The sequence below is a fragment of the Pseudoduganella sp. R-31 genome (genome assembly GCF_049913235.1).
Lineage (GTDB): Bacteria > Pseudomonadota > Gammaproteobacteria > Burkholderiales > Burkholderiaceae_D > Rugamonas.
The window spans coordinates 3,095,473-3,121,110 of sequence record NZ_CP183986.1; the positions used below are offsets into that span (position 1 = coordinate 3,095,473).

The following is a 25,638-nucleotide window of genomic DNA, read 5'->3' on the forward strand; positions in this document are numbered from 1 at the left end:
AAACTTCTATTCGAAAAAAACTGCTCTCAGTAGTCTGGGTTGGCCGCTATCGGCCACATTCAACCACAAATCCATTTCTTGGAGGAGCAGACAATGAAAGTGCATTGCAAGAAGTATTACGCCGGGCTCGCGCTGCCGGCCTTGTTGGCGACGCTGCTGGCCGGCTGCGGCGGCAGTCAGGAAAGCGGGACGCCTGCGGTCAGCACCGCGGCCACCAGCCAGGTCTCGGCAGCCGGCCTGGCTGCCGCCAGCTGGACCAGCGTCAAATGGGCCGGCGGCGGCTACGTCACCGGCCTGGTCTACCATCCGGTCAACTCAAGCCTGCTGTACGCCCGCACCGACGTTGGCGGCATCTACCGCTGGAACGCCAGCGATTCGCGCTGGATACCGCTGACCGACGGCATCGGGTTCGGCGGCGGCGACAGCCGCTTCCATTGCGTGGAGAGCCTGGCCCTCGACCCGAGCAACGACCAGCGCATCTACATTGCCACCGGCGACACCACCAGGCAGGGCGCCAATGGCCGCCTGTACATTTCCAGTGACCGCGGCAACAGCTGGACCTGGGTCAGCCTGCCGTTCATGGTGGGCGGCAACGATACCGGCCGGGCGATGGGCGAGCGCCTGAAAGTCGATCCGACCAATCCATCGATTCTGTTCTACGGCACCCGCACTGCGGGACTGTGGCAGAGCAGGGACGCGGGCCGGACATGGGCCCAGGTCACGGGGCTGTCGTCCACCACGATCAGCGGCAGCAACCCGCCGATCGGGGTCGAGCACCTGATGTTCGACAACTCGAAAGTGGGCGGCGGCGAGACGACCTGGATCATGTACGCCGCCATCGCGCCCGATTATGCCAACGCGGCGGGCCTGACCTCGGTCCTGTACAAGTCCGTCAACGGCGGCTTCTCGTGGACGCCGGTCCCGGTCCCGGCCCCGGTGGCCGGCTACCACATCCCGCACGTGGTGCGCGCCGCCGACGGCAACTACTATATGGTGTTCAACAAGAACGCCGGCGAAGGCCCCGGCGGGCCGGGCTACCTTTACCGGTTTGGCGGCGTGGTCTTCAACGAGAACTGGACCCTGCTCAGCAGCAGCACCACAGGCGGCTATAGCGGCGTCTCGGTCCATGGCACGGGGCCGAACGCCCGTATTGTGCTGGGTGTGACCGGCACCTGGGGCGACAATCCCGGCCAGGTCACCCAGCTGTCCGACAACGGCGGCAGCACCTGGCGCGAAATCGAGGCAAACATGCCGCATCTGGGCTCCACCGGCAACGGCTACTCGGGCTGGAGCGATACCACCGTGATCGACCCTGCCAACCGCGACCACATCATGCACGTGCACGGTGGCGGCATCTGGGAAACCACCAACGCTTCCTCGGCAACGCCAAGCTGGAGCGCCAAGGACAATAACCTGGAGGAGACCGCGACCCTGGCCCTCGTCACGCCGCCGGCCGGCGCGTCCTATAAGTTCATCAACAGCGCGGGCGATATCGGCACCTGGATCAATACCGACCTGGCGGCGCGGCCGACCAAGGGGCCCATGAACTGGTGGAGCAATGGCAACTCGGCCGACATGGCCTGGTCCGATCCGCAATACATCGCAGCGAACGGTGTCGACAATGCGAACAACCACGTCGGCGTTGGCCACTGGTCCGGCGACGGCGGCAATACCTGGGCGAAGTTTGCAACCTTGCCTGCCGGCGCTACGACCGGTACCGACAGTTCGTCCAACCTCGCCGTCACCACGCGCAACAACGTGGTCTGGGCGCCCAACGACGCGGTACCTTCCTACACTACCAATAACGGCGCAAGCTGGACTGCGACCAACCTGCCGGCGAAACCCGCAGTCGGGGTCCCGCGCAGCTACCTGCTGAAGGCCGATCGCAAGAACCCGAACAAGGTCTACGCCTATGATTCGGGCGGCGCCTGGTGGAACCAGTGGTCGGATAGCGCGCACTTCTGGTATTCAAGCGACGGCGGCAAGACGTTCACCGAACGCGCCGCGTTCAAGGCGGCCAGCCCAATGCTGACGTCCTTCAACAATACGTCGATGGCAGTGAACCCGAACGCGGAAGGCGATGTCTGGCTGGCCGACGGCAATACGGTGTACCACTCGCTCGACGCGGGCGCCAGCTGGACCAAGCTGACCGCCTTCTCTTCGATCTGGGGCAGCAACCAATGGCCCGACGTGCAGGGCGCCACCGTGGTAACCCTGGGCAAGGCGGCTCCCGGTGCGTCGTATTCGGCCGCGGTCTACGTGGTGGGCGTGATCAATGGCGTGTGGGGCGTGTACCGCTCCGACGACGCCGGCGCCACCTGGTCGCGCTTCAACGACGACGCGCACCAGTATGCCGGCATCTTCCACATGGCGGGCGACTGGAACACTTACGGGCGCGTCTACGCATCCGGCAACGGCCGCGGCGTGTTGTACACCAACTAAGCTGCCAGGCCCTAGTGGCCGGACGCCGAACGGTAGCCGATGCGGAACCCGCCCCAATGCCTGCCGTTGACGTAGATCGGGGCGGACAAGTCGTGCATCACCTCGCCGGTGTCGCGCTTGTAGGTCTGCAGCAGGTAAGGCTTGGTGTTGGCCCCGCAGCGCGAGCCGGTGCGGTCGTTGAAGATGCGCTTGGTGCGGTTGTTGACAAGGTCGGTGGCGTAGTCGCCGGTCAGGGGCTGCGAAAACTTCTTGTTGTGAGTCGGGAAGTAGCCGTTGTTGTCGACCGCGCCGGCAAAGGCCAGCTGCGGCATGGCCTTTAATAGCGCCTCCTGCAAAGCGGGCAAGACGCGGTCGGTGAACTTGTCGAAGGCGCTATGGTGCTTGGGCGGGTTGGTATCCGGGATTGGAACGTAGCGGCGGTCGAACAGCGCAGCCTCGCTGATCTCGCTGCTGGCGATGGCTTTTTCGAACAGTTTGCCGACATCCCTGGCAGCTTGCTGCGCGACGGCGCGGATCGCGTCATGCGCGGTGGCGGCGTTGCTTTCCGTGGTGGCTTCGAACAAGGACTCGGCGCGTTCGGCCAAGGCCTGCGCGGAGCTGGCCGCGCGCGGCAACTCGGCCTGCATGCCCAGCATGCCGTCGCGGATCTGGCCGATGGCCTCGGCAATGTGGCGCGTCGATGCGGCATGCTCGCGCGAGGCCAGCGCGATCTTGTGGATTTCGCCGTGCGATTCGGCGGCGCAGCGTTCGATCGTGCTGAAGCTGGCGTGCACGCGTTCCACTTCCACCGCTGCTTGGGCGACCTTGCCTGTGAGCGAGGCCATGCCGGACGAGGCCCGCTCGGCCTCCGCCAGGATCGCGGTCACCTTGTGGCCGATGTCGGCCGTGGCTTCGGCCGTGCGCTGGGCCAGCTGGCGCACTTCGCCGGCTACCACCGCGAAGCCGCGGCCATGCTCGCCGGCGCGCGCTGCTTCGATGGCCGCATTGAGCGCCAGCAGGTTGGTGCGCGTCGCGATTTCGGTGATCACCGCCGTGATGCCGTGGATGCTGCGCGATTTTTCCTGCAGGGCATCCATCAATTGTGAGGCAGCCTGCGCGTTGCCGCGCGCATCGCTGATCTGTTGCAACCCCTGGTCCACCGCGCCGCGCCCGGCCACGCTCTCGCGCCGCACCATGGTGGCGACCTCGGATGCCCGCTCGGCGTTGGCTGCGATTTCCTCCATTTCGCTGGCGCTGGACGCGGACCGGGCGGCGATCTGGTTGGTCGACTCGACGTCTCCGGAAATCCGCTTCCTGATCGAATCGACGAAGTAGGAGGTCTCTGCCGCACCGATCATGATGGTGTCGATTTCGCCCGCCACCTTTCCTGCCAGCGCATTCTGCTGCGTGCTGCCGTTGCGCAGCAGCAGCACGCTGGCGCCGGCACTGCCCAATGCCGCCAGGCTGGCCAGGGGGAGGGGCGCCAGTGCGGCGCCGGCCGCCCAAAAGCAGGCCATGGCGGCGGCAACGCCTGCAAGGGTTGCCACGGCGGGTGCGCCGATGCGGTGAAGCGGGAGGGGATTGTTCATGGCTATGCCGCGCTATCGGTTGTGGTTTTTATGGACGGACCTGTCTCTATCTTCATTTTCGGGACGAAACTTACGGTGTCCTTACATCATTGAAATTTGTATTGCCGTAAATACATGAGCGACCGGGGAAACGGTCTGTTTGCTCGCTCGACGGCTGGCTATGGCGCCCGCCAATGTATAGACTTCAAGAGTACGCAACGTGAACGGCAGGATGTATGGGATTGCCAATGCGGAGACGGTGCTTGTCGCTTGTGCTTGGGATGGCGGTTGCGGCCGCTTGCCTGGCCGAAGGCGCCTGGGCGGCTGGCGCGGAAGTCAACGTCGTGTTCATTCCCAAGTCGCGCGACCAGGAATTCTGGACCTTCATGCGGGACGGCGTGGACCGGGCCATCCGCGAGGCGGACGGCGTCAAGGTTGCGTTGACCTGGCGCGGGCCAGCCTACAACGACCAGGTCGATGTGCAGATCAAGCTGCTGCAGATGTACACCTCGCCGACGGTCGATGCGATCGTCCTGGCGCCGACCGATCGTGTTCGGCTGGTGGAGCCGGTCAGGCGGGCGGCAGCCATGGGAATCAAGGTGATTGTGGTCGATTCGGCGCTCGATGGCCGCGACTACCAGAATTTCATCGCGACCGACAATCACGCGGCCGGCGCACTGGCTGCGCAGCGCCTGGCGGCATTGCTTGACGCGCAAGGCGAGGTACTGATATTGCGAACGGTCGCCGGCAGCGCGTCGACCGACCAGCGCGCCGATGGTTTTGTGGAGTATCTGAGGAAGCATGCGCCGAAGGTCAGGATTGTCGCGGACGAATATGTCGGCGCCAGCCGCGGCAAGGTGTTCCACGAAGCAGGGCAGCTGTTGCAGCGCTTTCCGGCGGTGGACGGCATCTTTGCCGTGAACGAATCGTCGAGCGACGGCATGCTGCGTGCGTTGCGCCAGGCGGGCCTGGCCGGCAAGAAGAAGTTCGTAGGCTTTGACTCGACCACCTTCCTGCTGGATGGCCTGGAGCAGCAGGAAATCCACGGCCTGGTGGTCCAGGACCCGCGCCGGATGGGATATATGGGGCTCAAGGCGGCGCTGGCTGCGGTGAATAAAACCCCCATGGAGCCGCGCACCATTCTCATCGACGGGGTCATGGTGACCCTGGAAAATTACCGGAAGCCGGAAATTCGCGCGCTGCTGGTGCCGTGACTGCCAGTAGGCCGAGACCCAGGGTGTGCACCCAAGGGGTGCGCACCCCGGAGCCGGTGTTACCACCAGGCGCCGTAGATGGTTGCCAGTGCCACGCAGATGACGGCGGAGCCGAGCGTGAATGCACCGTCAACGCGGAACAGGGACGTATCGACATGCAGGTGGTGCTGGTGCGCGCCATCGCGCTTGGCTTCGGCCATCTTGCTGATCACCACCATGCCGGCGATCACGAACCAGAACACGATGAACATGCGGTCCAGGAACGGGATTTCAGGAATGCCGGCTGCGTTGGCCTTGGCAAAGCCGATCGGCACCAGGAAGGACAGGTTCATCATCTCCGGCAGGAACTTGAGGATGATCGAGCCCACCAGGCCGCCCAGGGTGGCAAACATCGCCGCACCGGAGGTGGTTTTCTTCCAGAAGAAGCCCATCAGGAACATGGCCAGGATGCCAGGCGAGACGAAACCGGTGTATTCCTGGATGTACTGGAAGCCGCCTTTCTTGTCGATGCCCAGCAGCGGGGCGATCAGCACGGCCAGGGCCATGGCCACCACCACGCTGACGCGGCCGATCCACACCATGCGCTGCTCGGTGGCCTGCTTGTTGAAGGTCTTGTTGTAGATATCCAGGGTGAAGATGGTGGCGATGCTGTTTGCCTTGCCGGCCAGCGAAGCCACGACAGCGGCGGTCAGGGCGGCAAACGCCACGCCTTTCAGGCCGGGCGGCAGCAGGTTAAGCAGCACAGGATAGGCGCGGTCCGGATTCAGCTCGCCGCCCTGGCGCATGGCGTCGCCCAGGGCGCCGGACTTGTCCAGCGCATAAGCGGCAATACCTGGCAGCACCACGATCACCGGCATCAGCAGCTTGAGGAAGGCGGCAAACAGCAGGCCTTTGCGGGCCGTCGGCAGGTCGGCGCCCAGGGCGCGCTGGGTGATGTACTGGTTGCAGCCCCAGTAGTTCAGGTTGACGATCCACATGCCGCCCAGCAGCACGGACAGGCCCGGCAGGTCCATGTAGTTCGGGTCATCGCGCTTGAGCACCATGTTGAAGTGCTCGCCGGCCCGCACGAACAGGTCGGAGAAGCCCGCCATGGCGCCTTGCTTGCCGCCCAGTGCCGCCACCAGGTCGAGCGCCAGCCAGGTGGTCACCAGGCCGCCGACCACCAGGCAGGCCACCTGCACCACGTCGGTGTAGCCGATCACCTTCATGCCGCCCAGGGTGATGATGGCGGCGAATACGGCGAGGAACAGCATGCAGGGCAGCAGGGCGATGCCGGACAGGCTGGAGATCGCCAGGGCGCCGAGGTAGAGGATGGAGGTCAGGTTGACCACCACGTACAGGCCAAGCCAGAACAGGGCCATGGTGGTGGCGACCGCCTTGCCGTAGCGCTGTTCGAGGAACTGCGGCATGGTGTAGATGCGGTTTTTCAGGTACACCGGCATGAAGAACACGGCCACGATCACCAGGGTGGCGGCCGCCATCAGCTCGTAGACCGCGATGGCCATGCCGATCTTGTAGCCGGAGCCGCTCATGCCGATGAACTGCTCGGCCGAGATGTTGGAGGCAATCAGCGAAGCGCCGATCGCCCACCAGGTCAGCGAGCCTTCCGCCAGGAAGTAGTCATGCGAAGCCTGGCCGGAACTGTTTTGCTTGCGGCGGTAGATCCAGATGCCGTAGCCGGCAACGGCAATGAAGTAAATCAGGAAGACGATCAAGTCTACGGTTGAAAAGGTACTCATGCGGTGCTCACAAAGTAGGTTGTCTCTGGCCTGGCGCGCGTGGGCGGCGCACCGGCCTGTTTTTGGAATCGGTATCGGAAGATCGTAGGCGAAGGGGCCTTGCCATTTCCAATAACACTTTTGCGTTCAGCTATATCAAATTTGACATATGACGGCGGATCTTGCCCGTCTCCCCGAGGCTGCGCTGGCATTATTGCCGATTCCGGGGCGCCGGAAACCCCCTTGCAGCGCTCTTGGCCAGAATCGTTCGATGGCTTGGTGATTTTAGTAATTGAATCGCCATGCGCCGGATTGCAGAATGGCATGGTGCCAATGGTGTGCACAGGAAGCCCGATCTTTTAATGATGACCAAACGTTTTTCAGGCACCGCGCCCGAGGCGGACGAATACCGCTTGTTTACACTCAGGAACGCCAGCGACATGGTGGCGACGATTACCGAACGCGATGCCGCCTTGTGGTCCTGGCGGGCGCCAGACCGCTATGGCCGCATGGCCGACGTGCTGCTGGCGCCCAAGGGCGCTGCCAACCCGGTGCTGTGGCAGGGACGCCACGCAGACGGCGGCGTGACGCTGTTGCGCACGGGAGGCGGCGGCGCGGTGGCCCAACTGGCGAAATACCGGCTGGACGATGACGGCTGCCTGAGCGTGGAGCATGAAGTGGTGGCCATGGCGCCCACGCCGCTCGACCTGGCAGCCTGGCCGACCTTCAACCTGAACGGCGGCATCGCCGATGTCGGCGACCATATGGTGCAGATCGATGCCGACTACTACGTGGAGGTGGACGCGGACGGCATGCCTTCCGGCGTGGCGGCGGTGGCCGGGACGGCGTTCGACTTCCGCCAGCCGGCGCCGATCGGGGCGCGCCTGCGCTGGCCCGACAGCCAGATCTGCGGGCGGGGCGGTTTCAACCATAGCCTGTTCGTGCGCAGCCATTTTGCCGGCGGCCAGGGGCCGCTGCGCACCGTGGCCCGCATCGTCGATCCGGGATCGGGGCGCTGCCTGCAGGTCCAGACCACCGAGGCTGCCGTGCAGTTCCGCGCCGGCCACCAGGGCGGTTTCAGCGTCGAGGCGCAAGCCCGTCCCGAGCTTGCCAGCGCGGCCTGGCCGCACGTGATCGTGTCGCCAGGGCAGGTCTACCGGCAGACCACGGTCTACCGGCTCACGCTGCAGGCCTAGGCCGGTTTCAGGCCGCGGTAGGTGAACTGCCGCGCCCTGACTTCGCCGGCGCCGGCGCTGTAAATGCCGACCTTGAGACTCATGAAGCCGCCGAACACATTGTGGTGGAAGCCCGACACTTCCATTTGCCATGGATGCCGGGTCCAGGCCACGCCGTCGCTGGAGTAGTGGAAGGTGATGATATTGGCGCGGTTCGCCAGCCGGATGTGGATGGTCCGCGCCGCGATTTTCTGCCGCATCCAGCGTTGCTCTTCGCTGTAGTGGTGGGTGAACATCTCGGTGGGGCTGAAGCCGATGCCGCAGTAGCCGCGCTGGCTGTAGTACAGCAGCAGGCCGCCTTGCCCGCCTTCCGCAATATCGAGCACCACCGACACTTCGTAATCGCGGTCGCCGACGATGCAGGTGAGGGGCGAGCAATCGGCCGGCGAACTGCCCTTGCCCTTGATGACCAGCCCCTTGCCGTCGTACCGGGCGCGCCGCATTTCCTCGGGGCCGGGCGCGAAGAAGCTCCACTGGACGCCGAACCTGTTGCTGGAAAAGTCGTCGGACAGCGCCTGGCCGGCCGGCGAGGCGCTGCCGCCTTTCGGCTTGTGCAAGGGCTTGTCCAGCGAGCCGCCGCGTGCACGGAACCAGCCGTCGCCGGTCCATTCAATGGGTTCGAGGATGGCCTGCCGGCCCAGCGTGCGGAAGCCGTTTTCGTAGGCGTGGTAAATCATCCACCAGTCGCCGCCAGGTCCTTCGACAATGCTGGCATGGCCGCGCGACCACCAGGGTTCGTCGGCGCTGCGGGTGCGGACGATGGGGTTGCCGGGGCAGTCCTGCCAGGGACCGTGGATGGAACGCGAGCGCGCCACCGTGACCATATGGCTGGTGGGCGGGCCTGAGGTGCCGCCGACGGCGGCCACCAGGTAAAACCATTCGCCGCGCCGGAACAGCTTGGGCCCCTCGGGAGCGAACATCTCCACCACCCAGTTTTCCGGATAGCGCCAGGGATGGTAGACGTGTTCCAGCGCGCCGACTGTGGACAGGCCGTCGTCCGCCAGCGCGATGCGGCGCACGCCGTTGAAGAACAGGTAGCGCTTGCCGTCTTCGCCGACCGCGTGGCCGGGGTCGATGCAGCCTTGCAGCCTGAGGTCGACGGGGTCGCTCCAGGGGCCGCGGATATTGTCGGCATGGATCACGAAGATCCTGTCGTCGGCCGGGATGTACAGGAAGTAGCGGCCGCCATGCTTGACCAGGTCCATTGCCCACACCGAGCCGATCGGCCTGGTCAGCGCGGCGCAGATGGGCGCCCAGTTGACCAGGTCGCGCGAATGCCAGATCACGGCGCCGGGGTAGGAGTAGAAGGACGAAAACGTCATGTAGTAATCGTGGCCGTCCTTCAGGATGGTGGGATCGGGGTGGTCGCCGGGCACGATCGGGTTGATGAACAGGCCGTTGCCAAGGTCCGCCTTGCGCTGGCCTTCGGTGCCGTAGGCGGGCTGCAGGGCCGAGCCGGGGCGGCCGCACGGCGCCGCGCCGGCCAGGGGCGCGGTTGCCGCGCCGGCCCCGGCCAGGGCCAGCTTGAGCAGGCTGCGGCGGTCCCGGCTCATTTGCCCACTACTTTGGTGATGGCCGGCGACTTGCGCGACAGCTCGCTGTCGCCGCTCACGGCCAGGCGGCCGGCCGCGTCGTTCCATGCCAGTTTCGCCAGCATGCCCTTGCCTTTTTCGTAGTCGTACGAGACGCCATCGTCGTCATACAGGGCGAACTGGCCATCCTTGCCGGGGTATACCCGGATTTCGGCGATCGCCTGCTTGCTGGCGGTGGACTGGATGTCGGAGCCCAGCGGCACGATGGAGCCGGCGCGCACAAAGACCGGGATCTGGTCGATCGGCGCGGCGACGCGCACCCAGCGCCCGCCGGCCAGCTTCTCGTTGGTCCAGAAGTTGTACCAGTCGCTGCCGGCCGGCAGGTAAACGTCTTTCTCGGTCTGCCCCTGCTCGGTCACCGGGGCGACCAGGAAGGCGGGACCGAACATGTACTGGGTGCCGATATTGGCCACCTGCGGGTCGCTCGGGAAGTCCATCCACAAAGGGCGCATGAACGGCGCGCCGTTGTCCCAGGTGGCTTTGGCCTGGCTGTAGATGTAGGGGATCAACTGGTAGCGCAGGCGGTCGTAGCGCGCCATGATGGTTTCGGCCTGCTGGCCGAACTCCCAGATTTCCGCGTGCTTGCGGTCGCCGTGCAGGCGCAGCGTGGGCAGGAAGGTGCCGTACTGGAACCAGCGGGTGAGCAGTTCCGGATAGTCGTGGTTCTGGCCGATGGTTGCTTCCGCGCCGCGCGGATCGACCAGCGGCGCCCTGGTGGCCTTGGTCGATTGCGGCAGCCATTGCCAGCCGCCGATGTCGTTGCCCCAGTAGGCGATGCCGGAGGCGGTCATGTTCAGTCCCGTCGGCACCTGGCGCGCCAGGGCTTCCCACGAGGGGTGGATGTCGGAGGACCAGAACAGGGCGCCGGTGCGCTGCGAGCCGAGGTAGGCGGCGCGTGACAGGATCAGGGCGCGCTTGTTGGGCTGCCAGGCGCGCATGCCTTGCTGTACGCCTTCCACGTGCAGCAGCGGGAACAGGTTGCGATAGCGGTCGCCGCTGCCGATCGAGTAGAAGAAGCCATCCGGCACCAGGTCCGGTTCGGTCTCGTCCAGCCATGGGTAGTCGAAGCCTTGCGACAGGATGTTGTCGCGCACGCGCTCCCAGAACCACTGGCGCGCGGCCGGGTTGGTGGCGTCGATCAGGGCGCCGGTGCGGTCGGAGCGGAAGGGCAGGCCGTCGACGGTCTTGCCGTCCTTGTCCTTCAGGAAGTAACCCTTGGCATCGAGTTCATTGAAGTAGCGGCCTGAGGATTCGAAGCGCGGCCACACCGAGACGATGGACTGCATGCCCAGGTCGTGCAACTCCTTGTTCATGGCGGCAGGGGCCGGGTACTGCGCCGGGTCGATGTCGAGCTGGCCCATGCGGGTCCAGTAGAACCAGTCGACCACCATGATATCGAGCGGGTATCTCTTCTGGCGATAGGTGTTCGCCACGCGCAGCACTTCCTGCTGGCTGTCGTAGCGGGCCTTGGACTGGATCAGGCCGAAAGCCGCCTTGGGCGGGATCGGGGTCTTGCCGGTGACGCGGGCGTAGCCGGAATAGATTTCCTCCGGCGTGCTGCCGGTGATGACGAAGAAGCTGACACGTTCGCCGACGTTGGACTGGAAGGAGGTGCGGCCGTTGACGCCGGCGACGAAGCGGGTGGCCGAGGGGTTGTCCCAGACGATGCCGTAGCCCTTGGACGAGACCATGAACGGCACGCACACGGTTTCGCCGGCAGGGGCGTCATACCAGTGCTTGCAGTCGAGGACGCGGCCGCGCAGGTCCAGCGGGCCGGTCGACTCCTGGTTTTGGCCCATGCCGTAGTAATGCTCGTCGGCCGGGGCGCTGAAGCTGGCGCCGGCCTGGTAGGTCTTTTCGGTGTTGACGGTCTGCGGCGACAGCTCCCAGCCAGTCATGTCGAGCACCAACTCGCCCTTTGCGTTGCGGACCTGCAGCGCCACCGGCGCCAGTTGCGGCGCGAAGTATTTTTCCGACTGGGACGGCACGCGCGGCGGCGGCGCCGGGGCGATGCGCAGGTTCAGCGCCGGGGAGGTGAAGCTGTCGCCGTCCTTGCCGCTGGTATGGCGAAAGGCTGCATTGTCCGCATTCCTGGGCAGGATGCCGAAGCCGGGGCCTTTCAGCGCCTCGGCCTTGTCGGCGGCGATGGTGATATGGACGACGTTCGGGCCGTAGGCTTCTACCGAGACCCAGGCGCCATTGCGGTCGAGGGTGGTGATCGGCGCTGCGGCGGCCATGCCGGCGGCGCCGAGTGCGGCGGCGGAAACTGCGGCCGCCATGGTCCGGCGCTTGTAATGCACGTTCATTGATGCTCCTGTGTTGTCGATGTTATGGAATCAGTTTCCGGTCGCGCAGCCATTCTTCGGCGCGGCGCGTCCAGTTGGTGGCAGTCCCGTTCCCGGTGCGCATGGCCATGCCGTGGCCGCCGTGTTCGAAGATGAACATTTCGGCCGGCACCTTGGCGCGTGTCAGGGCCTGGAAGTACAGGATGCTGTTGTCGGCCGGGACCAGGCCGTCATCCTGCGAGTGAATCAGCAGGGTGGGCGGGGTCGCGGCGCTGACCTGTTTTTCCACCGACATGAGCTGGACCATGGCTGCGGATGGCTTGGCGCCCAGCAGGGCGTCGCGCGAGCCGGCGTGGACAGCCGGCGCTTCCATCGTGATCACGGGGTACATCAGGATGGCGAAATCGGGACGGGCGCTGACGGCATCGAGGGGGCCGCCGGTACGGCCGGCAGGGTGGTTGAACAGGGTGGAAGCGCTGGCGGCGAGGTGTCCGCCGGCCGAACTGCCCATCACGCCGATGCGGTCCGGCGCGATGCCGTACTTCGCCGCCTGCGAGCGCACCAGGCGGATCGCGCGCAGCACGTCCTGCAAGGGGGCGGGGTGGCCGTAGTCGGCCAGGCGGTACTTCAGGACGAAAGCGGTGATGCCAAGGCTGGACAGCCACTGGGCATACTGCTGCCCTTCGCGCGTATTGGACAGGAACTGGTAGCCGCCGCCGGGGCAGATGATAACGGCGGTGCCTGAAGGTCGGTCGAAGGCGGCTGGGTAGACGGCCAGCGTAGGCTGGCTGACGTTGCTGATGCGTTCGCCGTCGACCTTCTCGGGGCCGGCCTGCGCGCGCGCGTTGGGGACGCCTTCCGGCCAGACTGGAATGACGCTGGTTTGCGCGAACGCGCCGTTTGCGGCCACGAAGAACATGGCCATGATCCAGGATCGCATGGTCTTTTTATCCTACGTTGTGATAAACCAGGCCATCTTTGCAGACTGCCCGAGGCGCTGCAATTATGAAAATCACCGAGCCGCTGAATGATTTACCGCAAGAGGCGTGCCAGCTGTTCCCGCGACGATTTTGCAGTGCTAGCATCGCCCGGTCTATCAGTCGAAATGAGGAGCATGGAAGGATGAATCACCTGCAACGTATAGGTCTCGCAGCACTGGGCGCGGCCTGCTTTGTCACCACCGCTGCCAGCGCGGCGCCGCGCAAGGTGGTGCTCGATGCGGCGAGGGCGGAGCAGCCGCTTGACCGCTTCTTCGACCTGTCGGTCGGTTCCGATTACCCGGGCACGCTGCGGCGCGACGACAGCATGGCGCAGCTGAAGACCCTGGTGGACGAAACCGGCTTCCGCTACATCCGCTTCCATGCCATCTTCCACGACGTGCTGCAGACCGTGAAAAAGGAGAATGGAAAGCTGGTCTACGACTGGAGCGGCATCGACAAGCTGTACGACGACCTGTTGGCCCGCAAGATCAAGCCTTTCGTCGAACTGGGGTTCACGCCCAAGGCGCTGGCCACATCGAACGCGAAGATCTTCTACTGGGAAGGCAATACCTCGCATCCCGAGCTGAAAGGCTGGCGCGACCTGGTGACGGCGTTCGTCAAGCATTGCCAGCAGCGCTACGGCGAAGCGGAAGTGCGCAGCTGGTTCTTCGAAGTGTGGAATGAGCCGAACCTGGACGGCTTCTGGGAGCACGCCGACCAGAAAGCATACTTCGAGCTGTACGACGTGACCGCAAAGGCGATCAAGGCGATCGATCCGGCCCTGCGTGTGGGCGGCCCTTCCACCGCAGGGGCGGCCTGGGTGCCCGAGTTCCTCGACCATGTTTCGAAGAGCGGCGCAGCAGTCGATTTCGTGACCACGCACACCTATGGCGTGGACAGCGGCTTCCTGGACGAGAAGGGCGTGGAGGATACCAAGCTGTCGCCGTCGCCCGACGCCATCATCGGCGACGTGCGCCGCGTGCGCGGGCAGATCGCCGGGTCGAAGTATCCGCAGCTGCCGCTGTATTTCACCGAATGGAGCACCAGCTACAACCCGCGCGACAAGGTGCATGATTCCTACATCGGCGCCGCCTACATCCTGAGCAAGCTGAAAGGAACCAAGGGCCTGGTGCAGGGCATGAGCTACTGGACCTACACCGACCTGTTCGAGGAACCGGGGCCGCAGAACAAGCCCTTCGACGGCGGCTTCGGCCTGATGAATCCACAAGGCGTGCGCAAGGCGCCGTACTTCTCGTACAAATACCTGCATGCCTTGAGCGGCAAGGAGATTCCGGTCAAGGATGGCCAGGTGATGGCGGCCACCGACGGCAAGGCAATGCGCGCCGTTGTCTGGGACTTCCAGCAGCCGAAGCAGGACTTGAGCAACCGCTCCTTCTACAGCCGCGTGCAGCCGGCCAAGCCATCGGAACCCGCCGAGGTGCAGTTCCGCCATGCGCAGTCTGGCAAGTACCGCCTGCAGGTGCGCCGTACCGGCTTCAAGGCCAACGATGCCTATACCGCCTACCTGGAAATGGGCGCGCCCGACAAGCTGACAGCGGCGCAGCTCGAACAACTTAACACCCTGACCAAAGACGCGCCCGAGACCGACCGAGTGGTCACGGTCGGCAAGTCAGGTTCTTTCAATTTCAAGGTACCGATGCGCAGCAATGACGTGGTACTGGTGACGCTGGAGCCTATTACCCATGATTGACCTGTCCCGCCGCACACTGCTGGCCACTTCCGTTGCCGCAGCAGCTTCGGCTGCACTTCCCGCCGTGGGGTTCGCGGCTGTTCCCCAGGCCGTGCGCCGCAAACCGCTGGCGCCGACGCCGCCGATGGGCTGGAACAGCTGGAACTCTTTTGCCACCACCATCACCGAAGCCCAGGCCCTGGAAAACGCTCGCATCATGGTGCAGAAACTGCTGCCGTCGGGCTACGACATCTTCACGGTCGATATCCAGTGGTATGAACCGAACGCCAACAGCTATGAATACCGCAAGGACGCCGAGCTGACCATGGACGAATACGGGCGCCTGCTGCCTGCTCCCAATCGCTTCCCGTCGGCGGCGCAGGGCAGGGGCTTCAAGGCCCTGGCCGACCAGATGCACCGCATGGGGCTCAAATTCGGCATCCACGTCATGCGCGGCATCCCGCGCCAGGCCGTGCGCAGGAACACCCCGATCCTCGGCACGCGCTGGCATGCGCAGGATATCGCCGACACCAAGGCTGTCTGCGAATGGAATGGCGACATGTACGGTATCGACATGAGCAAGCCTGGCGCGCAGGAATACTACGACTCGATCTTCAAGCTGTACGCCTCGTGGGGCGTGGATTTCGTGAAGATGGACGACATGTCGCGGCCCTATGACCGCAACTGGCCCGAAGTCGAAGCCGCGCACAAGGCCATCCAGGCTTCCGGACGCGGCATCACGCTCAGCCTGTCGCCCGGCGAGATGGACCTGCGCTGGGCCGCCCACGTTCCACACTACGCGCAAATGTGGCGCATTTCGGACGACTTCTGGGACGAGTGGAAGCTCCTGAAAGAACAGTTCCAGCGCCTTGAAAACTGGAACCCGACCATGGCGGAAAATTCCTGGCCCGATGCGGACATGCTGCCCCTCGGCCGGCTGGCGATGAATACGCGCGACACGAAGTTCACCCCGGACGAGCAGCAGACGCTGATGACACTCTGGAGTATCGCGCGCTCACCGCTCATCATGGGCGGCGACCTGCGGCACCTGGACGCGCCGACGCTGGCCTTGCTGACCAACCCGGAAGTGCTGGCTGTGAACCAGAAGAGCCGCGACAATCGCCCGCATCGCGCCGACGCCGGCACCCGCATCTGGACCGCCCGGCCGAATGGCTCCGACCGCGCTTGGTACCTGGCCCTGTTCAATACGGAAGATGCCCCGGTGGAGATTGACTTCGACCTGTCCCGCCTGGACCTCGGCGGCAAGAGCGTCGCAGTGCGCGACCTGTGGCGGCGCGCCGATCTCGGGCAGGTGCGGGGGCGTATCCGCCAGGCCTTGGCTCCGCATGCGTCGGTATTCCTGCGCGTGGGTGCCTGATGAAAGCTCCCAGCTTCAAGCTGCTTGCAAGCATAGGTGCGATGGCGCTCGCAGCAGGCGCTCCAGCGCTTGCGGAGGCAGCGGCGCCGGCTTTTGCCGGGATATTCAGCGACCACGCGGTCCTGCAGCGCGGCCAACCGGTTACGGTGTGGGGTAAAGCCGACCCCGGGGCCCTACTGACGGTACGGCTGGGCAGCCAGGCGGTGCAAGCCAGCGCGGACAGCGCCGGCAAATGGCGCGCCGAAATGCCGGGCATGGAAGCCGGCGGCCCCCATACGCTGAGCGTGAGCTCGAACGGCGGCGGCAGCACCCTGGACGACATCATGATCGGCGATGTCTTCCTGTGCGGCGGCCAGTCGAACATGGAACTGGCGGTGGCCAATGCCACCAATGCGCCGATGGACATTGCGTACTCCGCCAATCCGAACATTCGCTTCGCCAATATCGTGCGCCACAGTTCCGCCGTCCGCGTCGACGATTTCAGTGAAGCCCCGAAGTGGCAGGTGGCGGGACCGCAAAGCACAGGCCAGGCCTCCGCGGTATGTTATTACATGGCGCGCGCGCTGCAGCGCCAGTACAGCGTGCCGGTGGGCTTCGTCAACGCCAGTTGGGGCGGCAGTTCGATCCAGAGCTGGATCAGTGGCCCGTCGATGGGCAAGTTGCCCGCATACCGCCAGGCGCTCGATGTGGTCGCCGCTTACGGAACCGATGTGGCGGCGGGAATGAAGGCCGAGGAGCAGCGCCAGGAGGCGTGGTGGGACAAGGCAGATCCGGCTGCGCGCGCACAGCGCGCGTGGTCCCGGCCCGGATTTGACGACAGCCGTTGGCCGGCCATGGAAGTGGGGCGGCGCTGGAGCGAGTCCGGCATCGACGCGATCAGCAAGCATCGCGGCGTGGCCTGGTTCCGCACCACGGTCGAACTTGATGCGCGGCAGGCCGGCGCAGTCACGCAGCTGCTGCTTGGGCAGATCGCCACGGCCGACACGACCTGGGTCAACGGCGTGCGGGTCGGCGGATTGACCAACTGGTGGGCGGGGCGCGAATACGCCGTGCCGAAGGGCGTGCTCAGACCCGGCAAGAACGTCATCGCGGTACGGGTGTTGGACGACGATAATGGCGGTGGCCTGGTCAGCCCGCCGGACCAGCGCATGCTGCGCACGGCGGACGGCGCACGGATTCCCTTGCCTTTGCGCTGGAAGTACCAGCTTGGCTCCCACGTGAACGCATCGCAGCCGCCAACGCCGTGGGAGCCGCCGACCAGCCTGACAACCCTGTACAACGGCATGATCGCACCGCTGCAAGGCTACAGGTTCAAGCTGGTTGCGTGGTACCAGGGCGAGGCGAACGCCGGAGCAGCCCAGGAGTACCGCACTTTGCTGCCGCTGCTGTTTGAGGACTGGCGCCGGACGTTTTCCCAGCCGCAGTTGCCATTCCTGGTCGCCCAGCTGACTGCATTCGGATCGGTGTCAACCAGGCCGGGCAATTCGGGGTGGGCCGAGCTGCGTGAAGCGCAATCGGTGGTGGTACGGAACGACCATCACGCAGGGCTGGCAGTCACGTTCGATTATGGCGACCGCTCCGATATTCACCCGGCGCAGAAAAAGATCGTCGGGGAGCGCCTGGCGCGGGCCGCCCGGGCCGTTGCCTATGGCGAGAAGGTTTCGCCAGGCGGACCGGAGGCGGTGTCGGCCAGCCGCAGCGGAGCCGACATCCTGGTCCGCTTCGTCAACACCAATGGCGGCTTGAGGACATACTCCTCCGACACCGCAATCGGCTTTGAAGTGTGCGGGCCGGCGGCGTGCCGGTATGCGCAGGCGACGGCAGAGGGCGACACGGTGCGGCTGAAGGACGCCGCGACCGCTGCCGTGAACAAGGTGCGCTACGCCTGGGCTGATGCGCCTTTCGTCAACCTGTTCAGCGCTGACGATATCCCCGCCAACGCCTTTGAAATGGAGCTCCAATGATGCGCGCCGCACTTCGGGCCGTCCTGCTGCTGTGGGCCGCCGCCGGGACGGCGTCCGCCTGCGCACCGGATGCCCTGGGCACTGCGCGCGTCCTGACGCTCAAGCGCGAACATGCGCGCTACGGGACGGCCCAGTACGGTCCCTTGCCTTTGCAGAAGGGCGAAGTGGTCCTGACCTTCGACGACGGCCCGGTGCCTGGGGCAACCGACAAGGTATTGCAGGTGCTTGCGCAGCAGTGTACCCAGGCGACCTTTTTCATGACCGGCGCCAACCTGTCGAAGTATCCGGAACTTGGTTTGCGCGTCGAGCGTGCCGGCCATGCCGTGGCGCTGCACAGCTTTGCCCACCCGTCGCTGAAATCGATGACCGGCGCCGAGCAACTGGCGGATCTTGAAAAGGGGACGCAGGCTTTTGCACGCGTGTTCGGCCATGAACCTGCGGCATACCGCTTTCCATACCTGGAAGAGACGCCGCCTATCCTGGCTGCCCTCAAGGATCGTGGTGTGACGGTGGCATCGGTCGACCTGGGCATTGATGACTGGGCGCCCAATGACATGCGCGTCGATTCCATGGTGGCGCGGCTGCTGGACCGCCTCAAACAGGCCGGCGGCGGCATCATCCTGATGCATGACGCGAACGGGCCAACGGGCGAGGCGCTGCCGGCGATGTTAAAGGCAATCCGTGACAACGGCTACAAGGTCGTGTCGCTGCGCTGGGAAGACAGCGCAGGCTTATCTACTCCTTAAAAAGTGTTCATGATGATGAAGAAAATGAGTATCCTGGCAGCCCTGGCGGTAACCAGCGGCGCCGCGGTCGCGCTCGAGAGCCCGAACAAGCAACTGGATGTGTCGGTGACCGTCAATCCTGACCAGACCCTGTCGTATACCGTCAAGCGCAATGGCCAGGTAGTGCTGCTGCCATCGCCGCTGGGCCTTACCCTGGCCGGCGAGGATTTTTCGCGCGGCCTCAAGCTGGTGGCGACGTCGCCGGTCAAGCCGGTGTCGGAACAATACACAATGGCAGTCGGCAAGCGCGCCGCGATCCGTTACCAGGCCAACGAGCAGGTGTTCTCGCTCGCCAACGCCGCCGGGCGCAAGATGGACGTGGCATTCCGCGTTTCCGACGATGGTTTGGCGTTCCGCTACGTCGTCGCGGATCCGAAAATCGGCGCCAAGCGCTTTGTCAGCGAAGCGACGGGCTTTGCGTTCAGCTCCAAGGCCCGCGCCTTCCTGCAGCCGATGGCGGTGGCCAAGTCCGGATGGGGCAAGACCAATCCGTCGTATGAAGAGCATTACCAGGTCGATATTCCGGTCGGCCAGCCGGCGCCCCTGAAGGCCGGCTGGGTGTTCCCGGCGCTGTTCAGGAGCGGCGATACCTGGGTGGCGCTGACGGAAGCGAACATGGACGGCAGCTTCCACGCCTCGCGCCTCGCCACCGAATCGCCCGGTGGCGTGTACCGCATCGCCGGGCCGACCGCGCCGGAAGTGTTCACCAACGGCGGCCTGCTGGCGGAAACCGGCGGCACCCTGGCTACACCCTGGCGCGTGGTGGCCGTCGGAACGCTCAACACCGTGATGGATTCCACCCTCGGCACCGACCTGGCGGCGCCTGCCGTCCAGCTTGACGCGAAGCTGGTACAGCCCGGGCACGCATCGTGGAGCTGGCCGCTGCTGAAGGACGAAGCTACCGTGTTCGACGTGCAGAAGAAGTTCGTCGACTATGCAGTCGACATGAAGTGGGACTACACCCTGGTCGACGCGGAATGGGACAAGCAGATCGGCTATGACAAGATGGCCGAACTGGTGCGCTACGCCGCCGGCAAGGGCGTGGGTGTGCTGGTCTGGTACAACTCGGCCGGCGCCTGGAACGACGCTCCGCAGACACCGCGCAACAAGCTGCTGGCGCCGGAGGCACGAGCCAAAGAGTTTGCCCGCCTGCGTGAAATGGGCATCAAGGGCGTGAAGATCGACTTCTTCGGCGGCGACGGTGTGTCGATGATCCAGTACTACGTCGATATCCTGAAGGATGCGGCCAAGGCGGGCCTGCTGGTGAACTTCCACGGCGCGACCCTGCCGCGCGGCCTGGAGCGCACTTATCCCAACCTGATGACGGCCGAGGCGATCCGCGGCTTCGAGTTCACCACCTTTGACCAGCGCGACGAAGACGCGGTACCTGCCCACGCCGTGAATGCGGCCATGATTCGCAACCTGTTCGACCCGATGGATTTCACGCCGATGGTGTTTGGCGACAAGGCGCAGATCAAGCGGGTTACCCGCAACGGTTTCGAACTGGCTGAATCGGTGCTGTTCCTGTCGGGTATCCAGCATTTTGCGGAGATCCCGCAAGGCATGGCCGGCGTGCCGGAATATGTGCGGTCCTTCCTGCGCGACCTGCCGCGCCGCTGGGACGACAGCCGCTTCCTCGCCGGCTATCCCGGTTCGCATGTCGCCGTTGCGCGCAAGTCCGGCGACACCTGGTATGTGGCGGGCATCAATGCCGGCAAGGGTGAACGCAGCGTGGAGCTGGACCTGTCCTTTATCGGGGACCGCAAGGGCGTCATGATTACCGACGGCGTAGGCCAGCGCGAATTCAGCAAGGCTGAACTCAAGGCGGGCAAGGTGCGCGTGACGATCAAACCGCGTGGCGGCTTCGTGGCGGTGTTCCAATGAAACGGCGTCTCCTCAGCGTTGCGCTGGCAGGCGCGTTTGCCTTCTCAGCGAATCCGGCCTTGGCTGCCGCACTGCCGCAAAGTGGCCTGGACAAGAACGGCCACCTGCAGGCGGCGCCTGTCGCCGCCCAGGATGGTTTCGCTTATGTGCGCCTGTCGGATGGCGTGCAGTTCAGGGTCGGGGGCGTGACCAAGAACGTGATCTTCTATGGCCCTGCCACGGTGCGCGTGAACGCAAACCTGGGCAGCAACCACTGGACCAGCCCAAGCCTGGTCGTGGTGGGCAAGCCGGGTGGGGCGAGCTTCAAGCTGGAGGAAAGCCCCTCCGCCCTGAGCATCCGGAGCGCCAGGCTGCGCATCGACATCGACCGCAAGACCGGCGCCCTGAGTTTCATGGACAGCGCCGGGCGGCTCTACACGCGCGAATCGTCACAGCCGCAGTCGATCAAGCCGGTCGAGATCTCCGGCGCGCCGTCGTACGAAGTGGAGAACCGGCTGGTGCTCAAGCCTGACGAGGCGATCTTCGGCTTCGGCTACACCGACAGCGAAAAGGTCAACCGTCGCAACCAGGACCTGCTGCTGGTGCAGACCAACCTCGGCATCATCATTCCGGTCATGATGTCGTCAGAACGCTACGGCATCCTGTGGGACACCTATTCTAAGATGCGTTTCCAGGACGGGCCGGAAGGCGCGCGCCTGTGGGCCGAAAGCGCGCCGGGCGGCGTCGATTACTACTTCATGGGCGGAAGCTCGATGGACGACGTGGTGGGCGAGTACCGGCGGTTGACGGGGGAGGCGCCAATGTATCCCAAACAGGCGTTCGGCCTGTTCATGAGCAAGGAGCGTTACCCCACACAGTCCCGTATCGTCGAAGTCGCGGAGAAGTTCCGCCAGGAGCAGTTCCCCCTCGACTACATCGTGCAGGACTGGCAATACTGGGGCGGCGACAAGGACGGCACCTGGAGCGGCATGGCCTGGGACCCGGTGCGCTTCCCCGACCCGCGCGGCATGACCGACAGCCTGCACAAGCTGCACATGAAGCTGATGGTCTCGATCTGGCCGTCGATCGGCAACGATACGGCGCTGGCGAAGGAGTTGGACCAGCACGGCCTGCGCTTCGAGCCGCTGCACTGGATTTCGCGCAAGGCGCGCGTGTACGACGCCTATAGTCCGCTGGGCCGGAAAATCTATTTCAAGCATGCGAAGTCAGGCCTGTTCGACAAGGGCGTGGATGCGCTGTGGATGGATGGTACCGAGGTGGAAGTGGGCTCCGCCGCCTGGGATGCGGCGCAGAACGAGGCCGACATCAAATCGCTGGGCAGGAATGCCCTGGGCGACTTTTCCCGCTACCTGAACCCGTATACGCTGCTGACCACGCAGGGCACCTATGACGGACAGCGCGCGACCAGCGACAAGCGCGTCTTTACGCTGACGCGGTCGGCATGGGCCGGCGCACAGCGCACGGCCGCGGCCTCCTGGTCGGGTGACATCTTCGCCAATTGGGATACCTTGCGCAAGCAGGTCAGCGGCGGCGTCAATGTGACCATTACCGGCAACCCTTACTGGACCCAGGATACCGGCGGCTTCTTCGTCAGCCGTGACTATCCGCTCGGCGAAAAAGACCCGGCCTACCGCGAACTGTTCGCGCGCTGGTTCCAGTATGCGGCTTTCAATCCCATCATGCGGGTACATGGTACGGACATCGAGCGCGAGCCTTATGTGTTCAAGGGCCTCGACCCCGAAGTGTACAAGTCGCTGCTCGATGCGGCGCACCTGCGCTACCGGCTCCTGCCTTATACCTATGGACTGAGTGCAAAGGTCAGCAGCGAACATTACACCCTGATGCGCGCCTTGCCGATGGACTTTGCGGACGACAAGGAGACGTATGGCATCAACGATGCGTTCATGTTCGGACCTTCGCTGCTGGTGCATCCGGTGACGCGGCCGATGTACCGCATCCAGCCGCCGCCGCCGGCAACCATTCCCGCCGAATTCCTGCACACCCCGGATGGACGGCCTGGCCTGGCGGGCCAGTACTTCGAAGGGCGCAACTTCGAGGTGCCGAAAGGGCAGGTGATCGACAAGACCATTGACCACTCGTGGCCCGCGCCGCCGCTGGCCACGATTCCGGCCGGCCTGGCCGGGCTGGACGACTTCTCCGCGCGCTGGAACGGCACGCTGGAAGCCCCGGAGGATGGCGAATACGAGATCGGCGTGGAGGGCGACGACGGCTACCGCCTCTATCTCGACGGCGCGGCTGTGATCGAGCGCTGGGAGAATGGCGGCAAGCGGCTGGCCACCACGCGCGTGGCGCTGCGCAAGGGCCAGCGCGTGAAGCTGGCACTCGAGTATTACCAGGCCACTTCGGACCGCAGCCTGCGCCTCGCGTGGCGCACGCCGAGCGCCATGCGCGCCTTGGCGGCGGACAAGCCGGCAATGGACACGCAGATGCGCACCTACCTGCCGCAGGGGACCGCATGGTATGACTTCTGGACCAACCAGCGCTTAGAAGGCGGCCAGGCGGTGCAGCGGGACACGCCGCTGGACATCCTGCCCCTGTACGTACGCGCCGGCAGCATCGTGCCACTGGGACCGGTCATGCAATACGCCACCGAACAGCCGGCCGCGCCCTACGAAGTCCGGATCTATCCGGGCGCCGACGGCGGCTTTACGCTGTATGAGGACGATAACGAGACCTATGCGTATGAAAAGGGACAGTCCGCCCGCGTCCCGCTGCGCTGGAACGACAAGGCGAAGATCCTTACCATTGGCGCGCGTATCGGCAGCTATCCGGGCATGGCCCGGCAACGCACCCTGAACCTGGTACTGGCCGGGCCGGATAACGGCAAGGGCATTGCTGCGGCCCGGGCCAGCCGCATGGTGCGCTACACCGGCAAGCCGGTGGTGGTGAAGTTCTAGCGGGGCTGGTAGTGCCACTCGACGCTGTCGGTGGCGCTGCCGGCGGTGACATCGATGCGGTTGCTTCCTTCGGCCAGCCGCAGCTGCCATGTCGCGATGCGGCCGGTCACCGGCTGCGTGCCCATGTCGGCGCCGTTGAGGCGCAGGCTGGCCTTGTCCTGGTTGCTGTACACCTTGACTTCCACGCTGGCCTGCTGGCGTTGCGTGTGGCGCCTGGAAGTGATGTGCGCCATCGGCGCCGCGCTCCAGTTGGCCTGGTACCAGAAATAGGCATCCTTTTTCACGCTGCGGTCGAAGCTGACCAGTCCCTTGTCGTTGAAGCCTGGCGTATCGCCTTCATTCCGGCCCGCCGAGGGGAAGTCGAAGCCGACCCAGATGAAGTTCGCCCACAGCCATGTCCGGGCCTCCAGCTGGCGCCAGGCAGCTTCGTGGTACAGGGCCTGGTACTGCTCCGGGTGCCAGCGCCCGGCAGGCTTGGGCCGCTGCGGCGGGTCCTCCTGCTGCAGTGCGCTGGCCCCGGCGCCGTACTCGCTGACCGACAGCGCGGTGGCGGGCCGTTTGGCGTGATTCCCGTCCAGAAAGGGGCCGAGGTCGGCGAACTCGCCATCGTACCAGCCGAAATAGACGTTCGAGCCCACGGCGTCGGTATGCGAGGCTTGCGGACCATCGATCGGGCCGCAGCAGTTGGCGTAGACAGTCGGGCGGCTCGCGTCTTCCTCGTGGGCCAGGCGCTGCAGCGACGACAGCACGCGGGCGCTGTGCTCGTCGGACTGGTAGATCTCGTTGCCGAGCCCCCACACCATGACCGATGGATGATTGCTGTTCTGCCGCACCAGTTCGCGCAGCTGCTGCTCGCTGCTGGCCAGGAATTCCTTCGAACCGTTGACCGCTGCCGTCAGCGGCAGCTCGGTCCAGACCAGCCATCCGGCACGGTCGGCATGGTCGTAGGCGCGTTGCGGATGCTGGTAATGCGCGTAGCGCAGGCCTGTCACGCCGAGATCGGACAGGATGCGGTAGTCGGCATCGATGTCTTCGTCGCTGGCCGCGATACCCTTGCCGGGCAGGGAAGTCTGGTGCACGTTGACCCCGTGCACGCGGTAGCTGGCGCCGTTCAGCAGCAGGCCGCGCTGCGGGTCGAGCCGGATGTCGCGGATCCCGGCCGGGAACGAGAGCCGGTCGCGCGTGCCGGAGCCGCCTTCCGCTTCGGCCAACTCGGCTTCGCTGGTGTAAAGGTAGGGATCGCGCACGCCTTGCCAGAGATGCGGGGACGGCAGCGCCGCCTGCAGCGCGACCTGCACCGTGCTGTGCGGGGGCAGCAGCACCGGCTGGCGCGCCGAGGCCACTTCCTGCTGGCCGGCGTCGCGCAGGCGTGCGGTGATGACAGCATGCACGGCACGGCCGCTGTCGTTGCGGGCGCGTGCCGTCCACGACAGCGCGGCGCGCTGCCGCGACACGTCGGAAGCCTTAAAATACACGCCGGGGCCGCCGTAGTCGAGCATGTCGAAATGGATAGCGCTGGTCGAGACCAGCCGCACGTTGCGGTACAAGCCGCCGTATAGCGTGTAATCGCCCGCCAGCGGTGCCACGCTGCTGCCGGGTGCGTTGTCGACCCGTACCACGATCTCGTTGCCGCCATCCTGCAGCAGGTCAGTGATATCAAAACGGAAACGCGCGAAGCCGCCGGCATGGCGCCCTGCGGGGCGGCCGTTGACCCAAGCTTCGGTCACCAGCAGGGCGCCGTCGAACTCGAGGTAGTGCCGCTGTTTGTCGCGTGCATGCGACAGTTGCAGCGTGCGGCGGTACCATGCCGGTCCGCGGTAGCCGTCGAAACTGTGCGGCACGGTGACTGCTTGCCAGCCATGGTCGCCGGTCTTGTGGAAAAGCCACTCGCCGTCGAGCGGGATCGTTTGCCGCGCCTGGGCGCTGGCGGCCATTGGCGCCAGCAGCGCTATGCAAAGGCATGTATGGATCGGATTCATAGCGGGGCATTGTCCATGCTGCAGCCG

At 65.1% G+C, this 25,638-nt stretch carries 15 protein-coding genes; 9 read left to right on the forward strand and 6 right to left on the reverse strand.

What is annotated here, in order from left to right; all coding sequences use genetic code 11:
* Positions 1 to 93: 93 nt before the first annotated feature.
* The gene (locus tag ACN9MY_RS14265; protein ID WP_426337510.1) at positions 94 to 2,442 is read left to right on the forward strand and encodes a dockerin; all 2,349 of its coding nucleotides are present in this window, start codon (positions 94 to 96) and stop codon (positions 2,440 to 2,442) included.
* A gap of 11 nt (positions 2,443 to 2,453) precedes the next feature.
* On the opposite strand, the gene ACN9MY_RS14270 is transcribed toward ACN9MY_RS14265, so the two are convergent.
* Positions 2,454 to 4,010 (reverse strand): methyl-accepting chemotaxis protein, encoded by a 1,557-nt coding sequence (locus tag ACN9MY_RS14270; RefSeq protein WP_426337511.1) that lies wholly within the window; start codon positions 4,008 to 4,010, stop codon positions 2,454 to 2,456.
* A 251-nt stretch (positions 4,011 to 4,261) separates the two neighbouring features.
* Here ACN9MY_RS14270 and ACN9MY_RS14275 point away from each other — a divergent pair, with 251 nt between their 5' ends.
* Positions 4,262 to 5,203, forward strand: a complete 942-nt coding sequence (locus ACN9MY_RS14275) for a substrate-binding domain-containing protein (RefSeq protein WP_426172197.1) — start codon at positions 4,262 to 4,264, stop codon at positions 5,201 to 5,203.
* A 59-nt stretch (positions 5,204 to 5,262) separates the two neighbouring features.
* Here the strand turns inward: ACN9MY_RS14275 and ACN9MY_RS14280 are convergent, their stop codons facing one another.
* The gene (locus ACN9MY_RS14280; protein WP_426171578.1) at positions 5,263 to 6,942 is read right to left on the reverse strand and encodes a sodium:solute symporter family transporter; all 1,680 of its coding nucleotides are present in this window, start codon (positions 6,940 to 6,942) and stop codon (positions 5,263 to 5,265) included.
* A 341-nt stretch (positions 6,943 to 7,283) separates the two neighbouring features.
* Here ACN9MY_RS14280 and ACN9MY_RS14285 point away from each other — a divergent pair, with 341 nt between their 5' ends.
* Complete coding sequence (locus tag ACN9MY_RS14285; protein ID WP_426323193.1) at positions 7,284 to 8,117, forward strand: galactose-1-epimerase; 834 nt, start codon at positions 7,284 to 7,286, stop codon at positions 8,115 to 8,117.
* Here the strand turns inward: ACN9MY_RS14285 and ACN9MY_RS14290 are convergent.
* The 3 genes from ACN9MY_RS14290 to ACN9MY_RS14300 are packed head-to-tail and all read right to left on the reverse strand — an operon-like array spanning position 8,114 to position 12,973.
* Positions 8,114 to 9,709, reverse strand: coding sequence for a family 43 glycosylhydrolase (locus ACN9MY_RS14290; protein ID WP_426337512.1), 1,596 nt, complete (start codon positions 9,707 to 9,709; stop codon positions 8,114 to 8,116). The genes ACN9MY_RS14285 and ACN9MY_RS14290 overlap by 4 nt on opposite strands.
* Positions 9,706 to 12,054 carry a TIM-barrel domain-containing protein gene (locus ACN9MY_RS14295; RefSeq protein WP_426337513.1) on the reverse strand — a complete coding sequence of 783 codons (2,349 nt, stop codon included), beginning with the start codon at positions 12,052 to 12,054 and terminating at the stop codon, positions 9,706 to 9,708. The genes ACN9MY_RS14290 and ACN9MY_RS14295 overlap by 4 nt, the downstream gene beginning before the upstream one ends.
* 22 nt (positions 12,055 to 12,076) lie before the next feature.
* Positions 12,077 to 12,973 (reverse strand): alpha/beta hydrolase, encoded by an 897-nt coding sequence (locus ACN9MY_RS14300; RefSeq protein WP_426337514.1) that lies wholly within the window; start codon positions 12,971 to 12,973, stop codon positions 12,077 to 12,079.
* Positions 12,974 to 13,155: 182 nt separating this feature from the next.
* Between ACN9MY_RS14300 and ACN9MY_RS14305 the strand changes: the two genes are divergently transcribed.
* From ACN9MY_RS14305 to ACN9MY_RS14330, 6 genes are read left to right on the forward strand one after another with little or no spacing between them, the layout of a single operon-like run.
* Positions 13,156 to 14,724 carry a GH39 family glycosyl hydrolase gene (locus ACN9MY_RS14305; RefSeq protein WP_426171583.1) on the forward strand — a complete coding sequence of 523 codons (1,569 nt, stop codon included), beginning with the start codon at positions 13,156 to 13,158 and terminating at the stop codon, positions 14,722 to 14,724.
* Entirely contained in the window at positions 14,717 to 16,081 is a 1,365-nt protein-coding gene (locus ACN9MY_RS14310; RefSeq protein ID WP_426337515.1) for a glycoside hydrolase family 27 protein, read from the forward strand. The genes ACN9MY_RS14305 and ACN9MY_RS14310 overlap by 8 nt, the downstream gene beginning before the upstream one ends.
* Positions 16,081 to 18,045 (forward strand): sialate O-acetylesterase, encoded by a 1,965-nt coding sequence (locus ACN9MY_RS14315; protein ID WP_426337516.1) that lies wholly within the window; start codon positions 16,081 to 16,083, stop codon positions 18,043 to 18,045. Before ACN9MY_RS14310 ends, ACN9MY_RS14315 begins: the two co-directional genes overlap by 1 nt.
* Complete coding sequence (locus ACN9MY_RS14320) at positions 18,042 to 18,791, forward strand: polysaccharide deacetylase family protein (protein WP_426337517.1); 750 nt, start codon at positions 18,042 to 18,044, stop codon at positions 18,789 to 18,791. Before ACN9MY_RS14315 ends, ACN9MY_RS14320 begins: the two co-directional genes overlap by 4 nt.
* 24 nt (positions 18,792 to 18,815) lie before the next feature.
* Complete coding sequence (locus tag ACN9MY_RS14325; protein ID WP_426171587.1) at positions 18,816 to 20,714, forward strand: glycoside hydrolase family 97 catalytic domain-containing protein; 1,899 nt, start codon at positions 18,816 to 18,818, stop codon at positions 20,712 to 20,714.
* Entirely contained in the window at positions 20,711 to 23,632 is a 2,922-nt protein-coding gene (locus tag ACN9MY_RS14330; RefSeq protein WP_426171588.1) for a TIM-barrel domain-containing protein, read from the forward strand. Before ACN9MY_RS14325 ends, ACN9MY_RS14330 begins: the two co-directional genes overlap by 4 nt.
* Here the strand turns inward: ACN9MY_RS14330 and ACN9MY_RS14335 are convergent.
* On the reverse strand, positions 23,629 to 25,611 hold the full coding sequence (locus tag ACN9MY_RS14335; protein ID WP_426171589.1) for a glycoside hydrolase family 2 TIM barrel-domain containing protein: 1,983 nt from the start codon (positions 25,609 to 25,611) through the stop codon (positions 23,629 to 23,631). The two genes, ACN9MY_RS14330 and ACN9MY_RS14335, sit on opposite strands and share 4 nt — an antisense overlap.
* Positions 25,612 to 25,638: the final 27 nt, after the last annotated feature.

Bases quoted from the DNA above. Each gene is read 5' to 3' on its own strand.
- ACN9MY_RS14265 (WP_426337510.1), top strand. From the start codon at position 94: ATGAAAGTGCATTGCAAGAAGTATTACGCCGGGCTCGCGCTGCCGGCC.
- ACN9MY_RS14270 (WP_426337511.1), bottom strand. From the start codon at position 4,010: ATGAACAATCCCCTCCCGCTTCACCGCATCGGCGCACCCGCCGTGGCA.
- ACN9MY_RS14280 (WP_426171578.1), bottom strand. From the start codon at position 6,942: ATGAGTACCTTTTCAACCGTAGACTTGATCGTCTTCCTGATTTACTTC.
- ACN9MY_RS14285 (WP_426323193.1), top strand. From the start codon at position 7,284: ATGATGACCAAACGTTTTTCAGGCACCGCGCCCGAGGCGGACGAATAC.
- ACN9MY_RS14290 (WP_426337512.1), bottom strand. From the start codon at position 9,709: ATGAGCCGGGACCGCCGCAGCCTGCTCAAGCTGGCCCTGGCCGGGGCC.
- ACN9MY_RS14295 (WP_426337513.1), bottom strand. From the start codon at position 12,054: ATGAACGTGCATTACAAGCGCCGGACCATGGCGGCCGCAGTTTCCGCC.
- ACN9MY_RS14300 (WP_426337514.1), bottom strand. From the start codon at position 12,973: ATGCGATCCTGGATCATGGCCATGTTCTTCGTGGCCGCAAACGGCGCG.
- ACN9MY_RS14305 (WP_426171583.1), top strand. From the start codon at position 13,156: ATGAATCACCTGCAACGTATAGGTCTCGCAGCACTGGGCGCGGCCTGC.
- ACN9MY_RS14310 (WP_426337515.1), top strand. From the start codon at position 14,717: ATGATTGACCTGTCCCGCCGCACACTGCTGGCCACTTCCGTTGCCGCA.
- ACN9MY_RS14315 (WP_426337516.1), top strand. From the start codon at position 16,081: ATGAAAGCTCCCAGCTTCAAGCTGCTTGCAAGCATAGGTGCGATGGCG.
- ACN9MY_RS14320 (WP_426337517.1), top strand. From the start codon at position 18,042: ATGATGCGCGCCGCACTTCGGGCCGTCCTGCTGCTGTGGGCCGCCGCC.
- ACN9MY_RS14325 (WP_426171587.1), top strand. From the start codon at position 18,816: ATGAGTATCCTGGCAGCCCTGGCGGTAACCAGCGGCGCCGCGGTCGCG.
- ACN9MY_RS14330 (WP_426171588.1), top strand. From the start codon at position 20,711: ATGAAACGGCGTCTCCTCAGCGTTGCGCTGGCAGGCGCGTTTGCCTTC.
- ACN9MY_RS14335 (WP_426171589.1), bottom strand. From the start codon at position 25,611: ATGAATCCGATCCATACATGCCTTTGCATAGCGCTGCTGGCGCCAATG.